Source organism: Streptomyces sp. NPDC051684, from assembly GCF_044453445.1.
Classification (GTDB): Bacteria; Actinomycetota; Actinomycetes; order Streptomycetales; family Streptomycetaceae; genus Streptomyces.
Genome location: NZ_JBITCS010000013.1, coordinates 91,362 through 105,507 on the forward strand (window position 1 = coordinate 91,362; position 14,146 = coordinate 105,507).

12 protein-coding genes are annotated in these 14,146 nt (G+C 72.1%); 3 read left to right on the forward strand and 9 right to left on the reverse strand.

The genetic code is table 11. The annotated features are described in order from the left end of the window. Positions 1 to 29 precede the first annotated feature (29 nt). Genes nirD through ACIA8D_RS17675 form a run of 3 tightly spaced genes read right to left on the reverse strand, consistent with a single transcriptional unit; the run spans position 30 to position 4,190 of the window. The gene (nirD, locus tag ACIA8D_RS17665; RefSeq protein WP_399233049.1) at positions 30 to 380 is read right to left on the reverse strand and encodes a nitrite reductase small subunit NirD; all 351 of its coding nucleotides are present in this window, start codon (positions 378 to 380) and stop codon (positions 30 to 32) included. Next, complete coding sequence (nirB, locus tag ACIA8D_RS17670; protein ID WP_399233051.1) at positions 377 to 2,926, reverse strand: nitrite reductase large subunit NirB; 2,550 nt, start codon at positions 2,924 to 2,926, stop codon at positions 377 to 379. The genes nirD and nirB overlap by 4 nt, the downstream gene beginning before the upstream one ends. 1 nt (position 2,927) lies before the next feature. After that, the gene (locus tag ACIA8D_RS17675) at positions 2,928 to 4,190 is read right to left on the reverse strand and encodes an NAD(P)/FAD-dependent oxidoreductase (protein ID WP_399233052.1); all 1,263 of its coding nucleotides are present in this window, start codon (positions 4,188 to 4,190) and stop codon (positions 2,928 to 2,930) included. Positions 4,191 to 4,401: 211 nt separating this feature from the next. On the opposite strand from ACIA8D_RS17675, the gene ACIA8D_RS17680 reads away from it, so the two are divergent. Together ACIA8D_RS17680 and ACIA8D_RS17685 are read left to right on the forward strand one after the other, a co-directional pair. Continuing rightward, positions 4,402 to 5,856: a ferric reductase-like transmembrane domain-containing protein gene (locus ACIA8D_RS17680; protein WP_399233054.1), complete on the forward strand. Its 1,455-nt coding sequence runs from the start codon at positions 4,402 to 4,404 to the stop codon at positions 5,854 to 5,856. 297 nt (positions 5,857 to 6,153) lie between these two features. Then, positions 6,154 to 6,936: a sulfite exporter TauE/SafE family protein gene (locus tag ACIA8D_RS17685; protein WP_399233057.1), complete on the forward strand. Its 783-nt coding sequence runs from the start codon at positions 6,154 to 6,156 to the stop codon at positions 6,934 to 6,936. On the opposite strand, the gene ACIA8D_RS17690 is transcribed toward ACIA8D_RS17685, so the two are convergent. Then, positions 6,905 to 7,114: a DUF397 domain-containing protein gene (locus tag ACIA8D_RS17690; RefSeq protein WP_399233059.1), complete on the reverse strand. Its 210-nt coding sequence runs from the start codon at positions 7,112 to 7,114 to the stop codon at positions 6,905 to 6,907. The two genes, ACIA8D_RS17685 and ACIA8D_RS17690, sit on opposite strands and share 32 nt — an antisense overlap. A gap of 8 nt (positions 7,115 to 7,122) precedes the next feature. After that, positions 7,123 to 7,929: a helix-turn-helix domain-containing protein gene (locus ACIA8D_RS17695; RefSeq protein WP_399233061.1), complete on the reverse strand. Its 807-nt coding sequence runs from the start codon at positions 7,927 to 7,929 to the stop codon at positions 7,123 to 7,125. Between the two features lie 148 nt (positions 7,930 to 8,077). Here ACIA8D_RS17695 and ACIA8D_RS17700 point away from each other — a divergent pair, with 148 nt between their 5' ends. Then, a complete protein-coding gene (locus ACIA8D_RS17700; RefSeq protein WP_399233063.1) occupies positions 8,078 to 8,476 on the forward strand; it encodes an ATP-binding protein in 399 nt (132 codons plus the stop codon). Positions 8,477 to 8,741: 265 nt separating this feature from the next. Here ACIA8D_RS17700 and ACIA8D_RS17705 read toward each other — a convergent pair whose 3' ends face one another. The 4 genes from ACIA8D_RS17705 to ACIA8D_RS17720 form a co-directional block, all read right to left on the reverse strand. Beyond that, positions 8,742 to 9,398, reverse strand: a complete 657-nt coding sequence (locus tag ACIA8D_RS17705) for a class F sortase (protein WP_399233065.1) — start codon at positions 9,396 to 9,398, stop codon at positions 8,742 to 8,744. 63 nt (positions 9,399 to 9,461) lie between these two features. Continuing rightward, complete coding sequence (locus ACIA8D_RS17710) at positions 9,462 to 10,013, reverse strand: hypothetical protein (RefSeq protein WP_399233067.1); 552 nt, start codon at positions 10,011 to 10,013, stop codon at positions 9,462 to 9,464. Positions 10,014 to 10,241: 228 nt separating this feature from the next. Further along, the gene (locus ACIA8D_RS17715; RefSeq protein ID WP_399233069.1) at positions 10,242 to 11,789 is read right to left on the reverse strand and encodes a M4 family metallopeptidase; all 1,548 of its coding nucleotides are present in this window, start codon (positions 11,787 to 11,789) and stop codon (positions 10,242 to 10,244) included. Between the two features lie 182 nt (positions 11,790 to 11,971). After that, positions 11,972 to 14,074, reverse strand: coding sequence for a molybdopterin oxidoreductase family protein (locus tag ACIA8D_RS17720; protein WP_399233071.1), 2,103 nt, complete (start codon positions 14,072 to 14,074; stop codon positions 11,972 to 11,974). Positions 14,075 to 14,146 lie beyond the last annotated feature (72 nt).

Sequence of the window (14,146 nt, forward strand, 5' to 3'; positions counted from 1 at the left end):
TTTCTCTGTGACTGATGTCACTGCTGTTCTCAACGCACCGCGTACGTACGGACGGCGACCTCGTCGTCGTCGAGGCACCGCCCCGTCTCCAGGTCGAAGCGCTGCTTCAGCAGCGGCGAGGCGACGAACGGCCGCCCCTGCGCCGCGCCGAGCAGCCCCCGCGAGAGCACCGACGCCCCGGTGAACGGGTCGGTGTTGTCGATCGCGTACACGCGGCCCGCGCGGTCCATGAACACCGCCGCCTGCCGGCCGTCCGGCAGCAGGACGGCGACACCGCGCCCCGAGCTGAGCCGGGCCGGCTCGCACACGACCAACGGTTCGCCGTCCACGTCGAGTTGCACGAGGGTCGTGGTGGTCGTCAGTTCAGGAGCAAGGGTCATCGGACAGCCAGTCCTTCCACGGAGGCCAGGGGAATCAGCGGCAGCTCGGGCTTGATCTGGTCGCGCTCGGGCATGAAGCGGACCGTCGGGTCGGGGGTGTCGGGGGCGTTCACGAAGGAGACGAAGCGGGACAGGCGCTCGGGGTCGTTGATGGTCTCGGACCACTCGTCGCGGTAGTGCGCGACGTGCTCGCGCATCAGCGCCTCCAGCTCGTCGCAGATGCCGAGCGAGTCGTGCACGACTACGTCCCGTACGTGGTCGAGCCCGCCGTCGATCCGCTCCAGCCAGGCCGCCGTGCGCTCCAGGCGGTCGGCGGTGCGGACGTAGAACATCAGGAACCGGTCGATGAGCCGGATCAGTTCGGCGTCGCTCAGGTCCTGGGCGAGGAGGTCGGCGTGGCGCGGTGTCATGCCGCCGTTGCCGCCCACGTACAGGTTCCAGCCGTTGGCGGTGGCGATGACGCCGAAGTCCTTCGACTGGGCCTCCGCGCACTCGCGGGCGCACCCGGAGACCGCCGACTTCAGCTTGTGCGGCGCGCGCAGGCCCCGGTAGCGCAGCTCCAGGTCGATCGCCATCCTCACCGAGTCCTGCACCCCGTAGCGGCACCAGGTCTGCCCCACGCACGACTTCACCGTGCGCAGCGCCTTGCCGTACGCGTGCCCGGACTCGAAGCCGGCGTCCACCAATCGGGCCCAGATCATGGGAAGTTGGTCGACCCGCGCGCCGAAGAGGTCGATGCGCTGACCGCCCGTGATCTTCGTGTAGAGGCCGAAGTCCCGTGCCACCTCCCCGATCACGATCAGCTTCTCGGGGGTGATCTCGCCGCCGGGGATCCGGGGCACGACCGAGTACGAGCCGTTCTTCTGGAGGTTGGCGAGGAAGTGGTCGTTGGTGTCCTGGAGGGCCGCCTGCTCGCCGTCGAGGACATAGCCGTCCGCGCCGATCGACGGGGCGAGCGAGGCGATGATCGAGCCGACGGTCGGCTTGCAGATCTCGCATCCCTCGCCGCCGCGCGCGCCCTCCCGGCCGTGCTCGTCGAGGAGCTGCGCGTACGTCGTGATCCGCTTGACGCGCACGATCTCGTACAGCTCCGAGCGGGTGTGCGCGAAGCAGCCGCACAGTCCGTCGTCACCGGACTTCGGCAGGAGCTGGCCGATGAGCTTGACGCAACTCCCGCAGCCCGTACCGGCCTTGGTGCACTTCTTCACCTCGGGCAGCGAGGTGTGCTCGCAGATCGCGCCCTTGGTGACGTTGTGGCAGGAGCAGATGACCGCGTCGTCGGGCAGCGCCTCCGGGCCGAGCTGGGCGGGGGCGCCCGCGCCCGCCGGGAGGACCAGCTGCTCGGGGGCGATCGGCGGTACAGTGCCGGTGAGCGCGCGCAGCGTCCCGTACGCCTCCGCGTCCCCGACGAGGATGCCGCCGAGCAGCTCGCCCTCGCCGCCGATGACCAGCTTCTTGTACGTGCCCGAGCGCGAGTCCGAGTAGACGACGTCGAGGCAGCCCTCGGTGGCGCCGTGCGCGTCGCCGAACGAGGCGACGTCGACGCCGAGCAGCTTGAGCTTGGTGGAGAGGTCGGCGCCGGTGAACGACGCGTCCTCGTCGGCGATGGTGCCGGCGGCCGTGAGCGCCATCTCGTAGCCGGGGGCGACGAGTCCGTAGACCCGGCCGTCCGAGGCCTGCGCGCACTCGCCGATCGCGAGGACGTCGGGGTCGCTGGTGCGGCACCGCTCGTCGACGGTGATACCGCCGCGCTCGCCGACCGTGAGGCCCATGTCGCGGGCGAGCTGGTCGCGGGGGCGGACACCGGCGGAGAAGACGACGAGGTCGGTGGCGAGTTCGCTGCCGTCGGACAGCTTCATGCCCCGTACGGCGCCCGACTCCCCGTCGGTGACGATCTCCTGGGTGCCGACGCCCGTGTGCACGTCGAGCCCCATGTCCGAGATGGTCTTCAGGAGGGCGGCGCCACCGCCCTCGTCGACCTGCACCGGCATCAGGCGCGGCGCGAACTCGACGATGTGCGTGGCGAGTCCGAGCCCTTGGAGGGCTCCCGCGGCCTCAAGTCCGAGCAGGCCGCCGCCGACGACGGCGCCGACCGTCGCGTTGTTCTTTGCGTACTCCTCGATCGCGTACAGGTCGTCGATCGTCCGGTACACGAAGCACCCGGTCGCGTCCTTGCCGGGCACCGGCGGGACGAACGGGTACGAGCCGGTGGCCAGCACGAGCGTGTCGTAGGCGACTTCGAGACCGGAGCGGGCGCGCACGGTGTGGGCCTCGCGGTCGACGGCCACCGCGGGATCGCCGACGTACAGCTCGATGCCGTGCTTGTCGATGAACTCCGGGTCGCTCATGGACAGTTCCTCGGGCGTGGTGCCCGAGAAGTACGAGGTGAGGTGCACGCGGTCGTAGGCGGGTCGCGGCTCCTCGCACAGGACGACCACGCGGTGCGTCCCGGTGAGTCCGCGCTCGGCGGCTGCCTCCAGGAAGCGCTGACCGACCATGCCGTGGCCGATGAGGACGATCGTGGGCAGTGCCTTGTCGGTCGGCATGTCAGAGGCCTCCGTCGTGAGTGAGCAGGTGCAGCAGAGGCGCGCCGACGGCGTCGTCGGCGGGCAGCGATTCGTCGGACTCCCAGGCGTGCGCGAGCGCGCCGACCGTGGCCAGTTCCCCGACCAGCACCCCGCCGACCAGCCGGTCGCCGCGCACGACGACCTTCCGGTACGTGCCGCGGGTGGCGTCGGCGAGCTGCACGATGTCGTCGCCGGGCAGCGCCTCGGTCTCGCCGAACGCGGCGAGGTCCAGCGGCCCGGCCTCATGCGGGAGGGTGAGCCGGGTGAGCGTGCGGGTGCCGGTGTACGCGGCGTCCGTGCCGGTCAGCAGGTCGGCCAGCGCGTCGGCCTGTTCCAGGGCCGGGGTCGCGAGGCCGTAGACGGTGTCGGCGTGCTGGGCGCAGTCGCCGACCGCGCGGATGCGCGGATCGCTGGTGCGCAGCGCGTCGTCGACGACGATCCCCTTGCGGACGTCGAGCCCCGCGGCCTGCGCGAGGCCGACTCGGGGACGGACACCGCAGGCGAGGACGGTGACGTCGGTCCCGAGCACGTACCCGTCGTGCAGCTCGACGCGGCGTACGTGTCCTTCGACGACGCCGACGCCGCGCACCCGGCACTCGGTGTGGATCTCCACGCCGAGGTCAGTGAGGTGGCGGCGGACGAGCTCGGAGGAGTTCGGGTCGAGCTGGCGCTCCATCAGCCGCTCGGACTGCTGGGTGAGGACCACCTGCGCGCCGCGCCGGGCGAGCGCGCGGGCCGCCGAGACACCGAGGAGCCCGCCGCCGATGACGACGGCGCGGGTGCCCTCGGCGACCGCCTCGGTCAGCGCCAGGCAGTCGTCCATCGTGCGGAACGCGTGGACGCCGCCCGGCAGTTCGGTGGCGTCCGGTGCGAACAGGCCGCGCAGCGGCGGAAGTACGGGGTTCGAGCCGGTGGCGAGGACGAGGGTGTCGTAGCCGACCTCGTCCCCGTTCTCGCACTGCACGAGCCGCCGCTCGCGGTCGATCCGGACGGCGCGGGTGCGCAGGTGCGGCCCGGTGGCGCGGGGCAGCTCGATGACCTCGGGGGCGTACGTCCCGGCCAGCACCTCGGCGAGCAGCACGCGGTTGTACGGGGCGTGCGGTTCCTCGCCGATCAGCGTCGCGCGCCCGCCGAGGCGGTGGGCGACGCGGGTGCCGGCGAGGCCGGTGCCGATGACGACGACGCGGCCGGGGCCGGTGCCGGGTCCGGTCGTGGCGCCGTCCTGCTCGTACGGTGCGGTCATGCATCGCAGACTGCGGGGCGGGTGTTTCCCGGTGGCGTCCCGATGGTTTCCCGGGGGGAACGGTGGGCTCAGCGGGGCCGGTGGGCGGATGTGAGGGGATCGTGGGTGGCTCGCGGGCGGCTTAACCCGTGTTCAGTCCGTCCTCAAGGGCGCCTTAAGGATCGGCAGTACGGCGCTGACCAGCCGGAATCCGGGTCCTGCCGAGCCTAGTGTGCCGGTCGTGACCACCAAGCCCTTCGACCCCGAACTCGCCCGCTACCCCGCTCTGGCGTCCTACCGCAGCCAGACCGAGAAGCCCCGCAAGGCCCCGCCGATCCCGCCGCGCCCCCGCAGGGCACCCCGCGTGCGGCCCGCCGCGCCCGCCCGGCTCACCCCGCACGGGCTGCGCGCCGGGATCCGCGCGGGCGCGCTCCTCGTGACCGCCCTGTGGCTGGCGCAGGTCCGCCCGTCCACACGGATCGACGCGCTGTTCACGACCGGCGCCCACCTCACCGGCCTGCTCGCCGGGTACGGGATCCTGGTCATGCTCTTCCTCATGGCCCGAGTGCCCGCCGTCGAGCACGGCATCGGCGCCGACCGCCTCGCCCGCCACCACGCGCGCGGCGGCCGCCACGTCCTCACTCTCTGCGCCGCCCACATCGTGCTCGCCCTGTGCGGTTACGCGGCGCACACCGGGGCCGACCTGTTCGGCACCGTCACCGAGCTGCTCGGCTACCCGGCGCTCGCCGCCGCGGCGGCCGGCACCGCGCTGTTCGCCGTGGTCGGCGTCAGCAGCGCCCGCGCCGTCCGCCGCCGCGTCGGGCACGGCACGTGGCGGGGGCTGCACCTGCTGACGTACGTCGCCGCGGGGCTGGCCTTCGCGCACCAGCTCCCCGGCCCGGACATCGCGTCGAACCCCGTCGCCCTCGGCCTGTGGTCATTGCTGCACGCCACCGTCGCGGTGCTGCTGGTCTGGTACCGGCTCGTCGTGCCGGTGCGGCAGGCGCTGCGGCACCGGCTGCGGATCGTCGACGTACGGCAGGAGGGGCCCGGCGTCGCCTCGGTCCTGATGCGCGGCACCGACCTGGGGCGGCTGTGCGCGGAACCGGGCCAGTTCTTCCGCTGGCGGTTCCTGACACGGCGGTTGTGGCACACGGCGCTCCCCTTCTCCCTGTCGGCGCCGGTCGACGGGGACCACGTCCGGATCACGGTGAAGGCGGTCGGCGACCACACGCGCAGGGTGCGGAGGCTGCGTCCTGGGGTACGGGTGGTCGCGACCGGCCCGTTCGGCGCGCTCACCGCGCACCGCCGCACCCGCCGCAAGGTGCTGCTGCTGGCCGGGGGAGTGGGCATTACGCCGCTGCGGGCGCTCTTCGAAACGCTCCCCGGCGACCCCGGGGACATCACGCTCCTCTACCGCGCGAGCACCACCGAACACCTCGTCCTGCGCGAGGAGCTGGAATCCATAGCCCGCACCCGAGGAGCGGCCCTGCACTACCTCCTCGGCTCCTCCGGCACGTCCTTCGACCCGCTGGCCCCGCAGTCGCTGCGCGCACTGGTGCCCGAACTGCCGGACCACGACGTCTACTTGTGCGGACCGCCCGGGATGACGGAGGCGGCGACGGCGGCGCTGGTGAGGGCGGGCGTCCCCGAGCCCCGCATCCATGCGGAGTCCTTCACGTACTGACGCACGTACTGGCCATGTCCGCCCCCTCCGGAGAAGAGAAGACCCGCCTCATGGGCCGCCACACCAGACCCACCCGCACCGCACACGCCCCCACGATCCAGGCCCGCCGCATGCTCACCGCCGGGCTCGCCTCGGCCAGCGCCCTGGTCGCGACGTGCCTCGCGCTGACCGTCGCGCCGGCAGCGCCCCCGGCCCCGGACCGGTCCGTCCCACATACCGGTACGGAACCCTCAGATCAACCTCAGCCTTCCGGGGGCCCCGGAGTCGTGCAGGCATCCCACCCATAGAGTCCTGATCATGCCTGACATATCCCTGACCACCGTCGTCGTCCTGTGTATCGCCGCGCTCGCGGCGGGCTGGGTCGACGCGGTGGTGGGCGGCGGCGGACTGCTCCTGCTCCCGGCCCTCCTCCTCGGCCTGCCGAACTCCGCCGCGGCGGGCCACGCCCTCGGCACCAACAAGGCGGTGGCCATCGTCGGCACGACCGGCGCGGCCGTCACGTATGCCCGCAAGGCCCCCGTCGACGTACGCCTCGCGGTGCGCATCGGCGTCGCGGCCCTCGCCGGATCGACCTTCGGCGCGCTGCTCGCGACGGGCATGAGCACGGAGGTGCTGAAGCCGATCGTGATGGTGGTGCTGGTGGCGGTGGGCGCGTTCGTGATCTTCCGCCCGTCGTTCGGCACGGCGCCGACCGCCGTCCCGGCCTCGCCCCGCCGGATCTGGGCCGCCATCGGCTTCGCGGGCCTCGGCATCGGTTTCTACGACGGCCTGATCGGCCCGGGAACCGGCACGTTCCTCGTCCTCGCCCTGACCGCGATCCTCCACCTCGACCTGGTGACGGCCTCCGCCACAGCCAAGATCGTCAACTGCTGTACCAACGCGGGTGCGCTGGCGATGTTCGCCTGGAAGGGCCAGGTCTACTGGCAACTCGCGGGCCTGATGGCGGTGTTCAACCTGGCGGGCGGCATGGTGGGCGCGCACACGGCCCTGAAGCGGGGCGCGGGCTTCGTACGAGTGGTGCTGCTGACGGTGGTGTGCTCGCTGGTGGTCAAGATGGCGTACGAGCAGTGGGTGGCGTGAGGACGACGGCCTCGACGAATGCGGTGAACGCGGGGGCGGGGAAGGTGAGCGCGCCGCGGGTGGGGGCCTTGGAGTCGCGGATCGCTACGCGGGCTTGGCGTTCCGCGATCTCCACGCACGAGTCGCCGTCGCCGGGCCCCGAGTAGGACGACTTCCACCAGTTGTCGGGGGTTTCCATAGGGTGCCTCACAGCTCTTTCATGATCCTGCGGATGAGGTCGCGTGACCGATCCGGGGTGAGTGACATTGCCTCCACTTTACGGAAGAGCGTTCGAAACGCGTCGAGTTGGGCCTCGGAATCAATGAGTGCGGCCCCGTGGGGTGCGTCGCGAACGACGGTGTCCAGCTTGGGGATCGGACCGCCTATGTGCGTCGTGGTGCTCGCCGCACCTGCGAACCCTTGCAGGGTGAAGGGGATGACGCGCACGCTGACGTGGCCTGCTTCCGAGCGTGCGAGGAGGCTGGCGAGCTGGGCCTGTGATGCGGCGCGGTCATTGACCATGATGTGCAGTGCCGCCTCGTGGACCACCGCCTCGTACGGGATGGGCTCCGGGCCCTCGAGGAGCACCTTGCGCTGCATCCGGTGCCGAACTCGCAACTCGACATCCTCCTCCGGGAGTTCGGGGACCCGGAAGGTGTAGACGGCGCGGGCGTAGTCCTCCGTCTGGAGAGGTCCGGGGATGAACAGGAACTGGACCTCCCGCAGGAACGACGCGTGATGCTCCAGCTCGGACAGGTCGAGGAACGGCGTGGGAAGTGAACCGCGGTACTCCTCCCACCACCCCCGCGTCCGGTCGCCGGCCATTGCGGCGAGGGCGTCGACCAAGTCCTGGTCCGTGCAGGAGCAGTGTGCGGCGAGCCGTCGTACGCGCTCCTCGCTGACGCCCGCGGTCCCGGCCTCGATCTGACTGATCTGGGCTGAGTCGGTTCCGAGCAGTTCGGCCGCCGCGATCCCTTTGAGGCCCGCAGCCTCGCGCAGTTTGCACGGTCCCAAATTGTGGCCATGCCGTCAGCGGCGCACCGCACACCGTGTGGATTGACGGGTGCCGGAAGCGCACCGCTTCGCCGTGCCACGGCGGATGTGACATGCCACCGGTCGCCGTTTCGCGAACCCACCCCCACCTCGACGGAGTTGACGCCCCATGCCCGAAGCCGAACCGTGGGAGTACAGCCTCTACATCCCCAACGACCCCCGCGCCGTGCCGATCTGCCGCCGCACGCTGCGACTGATCCTCACGATGCACGGCCTGATCCGCCTGGCGGATGCCGCGGAGCTGCTCGTCGCCGAGCTGGTCGGCAACGCCGTGCGGCACACGAAGGGGCCCGCGGCGTTGCGGTTGCGCTGTGCGGGTGGCGTGCTGCGCCTCGGCGCGTGGGACACCGACAACGAAGAACTGCTTCTTCCGGAACCCCGTCGCCGAGGGCCTGCGCGAAGAGGGCCGCGAAGAGGGCCGCGAGGAAGGCCGGATCGAGGACCGGGCCGAGATGACCCTGCGGATTCTGGAGTGGCGGGGCATCCCCGTGCCCGACGATGTCCGTGAACGCGTGATGGCGTGCACGGACGGCGACCAGTTGACGGTGTGGGCCGAGCGGGCCGTGCATGTGATGGAGGCCCGGGGGCTGTTCACCGGGTGATGGCCAGTCGGGGGATCTGACGGACGACGAGTGGGCTGTACTCGAGCTGCCGTTGCCGGTGAGCAACAACCGGTGGGGCCGTTGGCCGTCGACGGCCTCGGACAGCCGTTCCCAGAAGCAGCGCGAGCGAGGCCGCACTTCCGGCCAGTACGAGAAGTCAGAGGCCCAGGGCTACCGGCTGCTCGTCAAGTGGGCGAAGACGACCACGTTGCCCTGGTAGCCCGTCTTCCGGGAGTACGGGCCCCCGCACGTGATCACCCGGAGTTCGGGGCGGCGGGCCGCGCCGTAGACCTTCGTGTCGGGGAAGTGCCGCGCGTCGTAGACCTCGACCGTGTCGACCGTGAACACCGCCACCGAACCGTCCCGCCGCCGCACCTCGATCGTGCGGCCGCGTTCGAGCGAGCCCAGGGCGTAGAAGACGGCCGGGCCGCGCGCGTTGTCGACGTGGCCCGCGACCACCGCCGTGCCCGTGTCGCCGGGTTTGGTGCCCGACTCGTACCAGCCCGCGAGGTTCTTCCTGTCGGCCGGAGGCACGTCGAGGCTGCCGGAGCGGGTCAGGTCCAGGCCCATCAGCGGGGCGTCGACGACGATGGACGGGATGCGGATGCGGTCCGGCGGGGACGGGGCCAGGGGAGCGGCGGCGGGCGCCTCGCGGTCCCGGTCGACGCGGGCCTGCGCGGCGGAGGGCTGGGGCGGCGGCTGCCCCTCCGCGCCGCTGGCGAGGAGCCAGGCCCCGGTGGCGAGGGCCAGGGCGGTGGCCGCACCTGTGGCGGCGTTGGCACGGTTCGTGGCACGCGTGCGCGGGCCGGTGCGCGTGGGCTTGCGCATGGGGGCTGGGGTTCCTCGCAGTTCGTCACTCGATCACGGGGCGGGGTGGTGCGGGACCGGACCTCAGAAGCGGTCGCCGCGCGCCCTGCGATGCAGCAGCCAGGTGCCGCCCGCGGCAGCCAGCGCGAGCGCCGCGACGCCCGCGGAGGTCCGCGTGGGCTCGGGGCCCAGCGCACCGCCGACGCCCGTGTCCACATGGCCCTTGGGGAGCTGGGCCACCGAGGCGCCGGAGCCGGTCACGGAGACGATGAGGTCGCCCGTCACCTCGGGGCCGCCCGCACACCGCGCGACGATCTCGTACGTTCCCGGCTGCGCCGACACGGGGATCCGGAAGCGGCCCGTGGCGTTCGACGCGCCCGGGTCGCCCGTGTCCGGCGCCAGCGTGAAGGTGCCCGCGCCGACCGCGCTGGCGTCGCCGGCCGCCGTGTCGCTCCCGCCGCACGCGGTGGTGTCCACCGTGACCCGGTCGCCCGGTGCGGCCGTCGCCGGGTAGACCTCCAGGCCGCCCTGCGCGGCGGTCGCGGGGACGCCGACGCCGAGCACCGTCGCGGCGGCCGCGGTGGTGAGGAACGCCGCCGCGGTCAGCGGTCGGCCCATGCCCCTGCGCACGCGCATCGTCCAAGCTCCTTCGCGGGCGTCGGGCGCGCCCTGCCAAGGACGAGACAAGTGCCAGTCGGGCCCGGCCGCCTCCTGATGTGATGTCAGGAGGGCCGCGCGGAGCACCCTTCTGACGGTCCGACGGGTACGTTCCAGCAGGTCACCGGCGTGTCCGCCGGAAAGTATCCGAAAGGAGCGGGGAGGCGTGCGACCGGGTGACGGAGTCGGCACGCGAGTGATGCTCCATCAGTTCACGGACACCGCCGACCAGGTGGCCGCCACCGCCGCGTACTCCTTGCCGCCCGACCCGTACAGGTCCTTGGCCGCCTTCAGGGTGGCCGTGCGTGCGCCCTTGTAGTCCGTCGAGGACGTCATGTAAATGGTCAGCGCGCGGTACCAGATCTTGCCGAGCTTCTCCTTGCCGATGCCGGTGAGCTTCGACTTGTCGCACGTGGGGCTGTCGTCGCGGACGCCGCCGACCGTCTTCGGGCCGCTGCCCTCGGCGAGCAGATACGCGAAGTGGTTCGCGACGCCGGAGGAGTAGTGCACGTCGAGCCCGCCGACGTTCTTGTTCCAGCAGTCCGCCGACTTGCCGTCCATGCTCGGCCTGTCCATGAAGCGCAGCGCCGCCGTCTTCGCGCCGGGCTTGACGATCTTCTCGCCGATGAGCCAGTCGCCGGGGTCGGAGGCGTTGTTCGCGTGGAACTCGACGAGAGCCCCGAAGATGTCGGAGGTCGCCTCGTTGAGGCCGCCGGACTCGCCGGAGTAGGTGAGGGCCGCGGTGGACGAGGTGACGCCGTGGGACATCTCGTGGCCCGTGACGTCGAGGGCGACCAGCGGGCCGAACGTCTTGCCGTCGCCGTCGCCGTACGTCATGCAGAAGCAGTTGTCGTCCCAGAAGGCGTTGTTGTAGTCCTTGCCGTAGTGGACGCGGTTGTACGAGCCCTTGCCGTCGTCGGCTATGCCTATTCGGCCGTGCACGTCCTTGTAGTAGTCCCAGGTCTGGTCCGTGCCGTACTGAGCGTCCACGGCGGCCGTGCTCCGGTCGGCGGTCTTTCCGGTGCCCCAGTGGTTGTCGGCGTCCGTGTAGACCTTGGCCGGGGCGCGCTCCAGGCAGATGCCGAGGACGCAGGTGTCGGTCTTGTTGCCCGCGTCGCCGGTGTAGGTGTTGCCGCGGGTGGCGTCGTTGAGCTCGTAGCCGCCCGAGGAGGCGCGGCTGGTGGTGAGGGGGACGGTGCCGGAGTAGAGGGAGCGGCCGTCGCCCGTGGCGGTTTCGAGGCTGTCCCAGGAGTCGATCCCGGCGCCGGTGATGGCGTCGGTGAGGACCGTACGGGCCGTGGGATTGCCGAGCGAGTCCTTGGCGGCGGCGGTCGTGCGCCAGGCCAGTTTGGGACTGCCGTGCAGGGCGTCCACGACGAGTTGCGGCTTGGCCACGAGGCTGTGCAGCACGGCGCCGGGGTTGGCCTCGCGCAGGAGCGACGTGGCGAGGTCCGCGGCCCTGGGGGCGGACAGGCGGGGCGTGGTGCTGGGGACGGAGACGCTGCCGGGGACGGCGCGGTCGGTGCCCTCGTACGTGCCGTCGGCCGCCTCATGGACGACGAAGTCCCCGCCAAGGACGGTGAGTTGGTCGTAGGTGCGGTCGTAGCGGATGTGCCGGGAGCCGTCGGGGTCGGTGATCACGTCCCGTACGGAGGTGGCCTCGGCGGAGGCGGGGGCCGCCGTCGCCGTGGGGGCGAGGGCGAGGGTGGCGGCGAGGAGGGTGGCCAGGGCGGTGATGGTCCGTACGGGTCTCATCAGGCGGCTCCGTGGGGACGGTGGGGCGAGGACCGGCAGGTTCCTGACGCTGATTCAGTTTTAGGGGGCCATGACAAATGGAGTCCATGGATCCGCGGTGCCGGACTTGTGAAGGTGCGGGTGGGGCCCGGTTTCGCCGTACCGGGGTTGCGGCCGCGGGGCTCTGCCCCGGACCCCGCAGCTCAATCGCCGCAGGGGCTTGAATCGGGGCTTGATGTGGCTCGCTCCACCCGTACCGCGCACACCTTGAATTCCGGCATCCGCGACGTCGGGTCGAGGGCCGGGTTGGTCAGGGTGTTGGCGCGGCCGGGGCCCGGCCAGTGGAAGGGCATGAAGACCGTGTCCGGGCGGATGGACGGCGTCACGCGTGCCGGTGCCTCCGCGTGGCCCCGGCGCGAGGTCACCGTCACCGCGTCGCCCTCGGCGATGCCCAGCCGGGCCGCGAGCCTCGGGTGCAGTTCCACGAACGCCTCCGGAGCCGCCTTGTTGAGTTCCGCCACGCGTCGCGTCTGGGCCCCCGACTGGTACTGGGCCACGACCCGCCCCGTCGTCAGGTACAGCGGGTAGGCGGCGTCCGGTTCCTCCGCCGCGGGCCGGTGCGTCACCGGCACGAACCGCGCCCGGCCGTCCTCCGTGGCGAACCGGTCGAGGAAGAGCCGAGGCGTGCCGGAGTCGTCGGACGCGGCGCACGGCCAGAAGACGCCCTCGCCCTGCTCCAGCCGCTCGTAGCTGATCCCGGAGTAGTCCGCGGGCCCGCCTTGAGACGCCCGCCGCAACTCGTCGAACACCTCCCGCGGATCCGTGGGGAAGCCCTTCTCCAGGTCGGGCGCGAGCCGCGCTGTCAGCTCCTGGAGCACGTCCAGGTCCGTACGCACCCCCGTAGGGGGTGCAAGGGCGCGGCGCCGCAGCAGCACCCTGCCCTCCAGGTTCGTGACCGTGCCCGTCTCCTCGGCCCACTGCGCCACCGGCAGGACCACATCGGCCAGTTCGGCCGTCTCGGACAGCACGACATCCGCGACCGCCAGGAAGTCGAGCGAGCGGATCCGGGACTCGACGTGTGCGGCCCGGGGCGCCGACACCACCGGATTCGAGCCCATCAGGAGCAGCGCCCGGATGTCCCCGCCCAGCGCGTCGAGGAGTTCGTACGCCGACCGCCCGGCGCCGGGCAGCGAGTCCGGGTCCACACCCCAGACCTCCGCCACATGCGCCCGCGCCGCCGGATCCGTGAGCTTGCGGTACCCGGGCAACTGGTCGGCCTTCTGGCCGTGTTCGCGGCCGCCCTGACCGTTGCCCTGACCGGTCAGACACCCGTAACCGGAGAACGGCCGGCCCGGCCGCCCCGTCGCGAGCGCCAGGTTGATCCACGCGCCCACCGTGTCCGTGCCCTTGGACTGCTGCTCGGGCCCGCGCGCGGTGAGCACCATCGCCCGCTCGGCTCCCGTGAACATGGAGGCGGCCGCCCGCAGTTGGGGCACCGGCACCCCCGTGACCCGCTCCACGTACTCCGGCCAGTGCGCCATCGCCGCCGACCGGGCCTCCTCCCACCCCCGCGTACGGTCGCGCACGTACTCCTCGTCGACCCGGCCGTCCGCCACCACCAGGTGCAGCATCCCGAGCGCGAGCGCCAGGTCGGTGCCGGGGCGGGGCGCCAGATGCAGGTCCGCCTGCTCCGCGGTGCGGGTGCGGCGGGGGTCGATCACGATCAACGTGCCGCCGTTGGACCTGAGTTCGGACAGATAGCGCAGCGCCGGCGGCATCGTCTCGGCGAGGTTCGAACCGACCAGGATCACACAGCCGGCGCGCGGAATGTCCTCCAGCGGGAACGGCAGCCCCCGGTCGAGCCCGAAGGCCTTCTGCCCCGCGGCCGCCGCCGACGACATGCAGAACCGGCCGTTGTAGTCGATCTGCGAGGTGCCGAGCACGATACGGGCGAACTTGCCCAGCGCGTACGCCTTCTCGTTCGTCAGGCCGCCCCCGCCGAACACGCCGCACGCGTCCGCTCCGTGCCCGGCACGCGCGCGTGCAAGACCGTCCGCGACCCGGTCGAGGGCCTCCTCCCAGGTGGCGGGTGCGAGCCGGCCCGTGTCGGGGTCGCGCACCAGCGGCTCCGTGAGCCGCACCCGGGAAGAGAGCACGGACGCGGCGCTCTGCCCCTTGCCGCACAGCGCGCCCTGGTTGACCGGGAAGTCCGCGCGGCCCTCGACCGCGGGGCCCGGCAGCACGTTCATGCCGCACTGCAGGGCGCAGTACGGGCAGTGGGTGGGCGTCGCCGTCGTGTTGAGCATGCCCTTGAGGGTGCACCGGGTGTGTTGCCGGTCGGCGCGCGCCCGGTTACGCGGCAGAGAAGAGCACCTCCC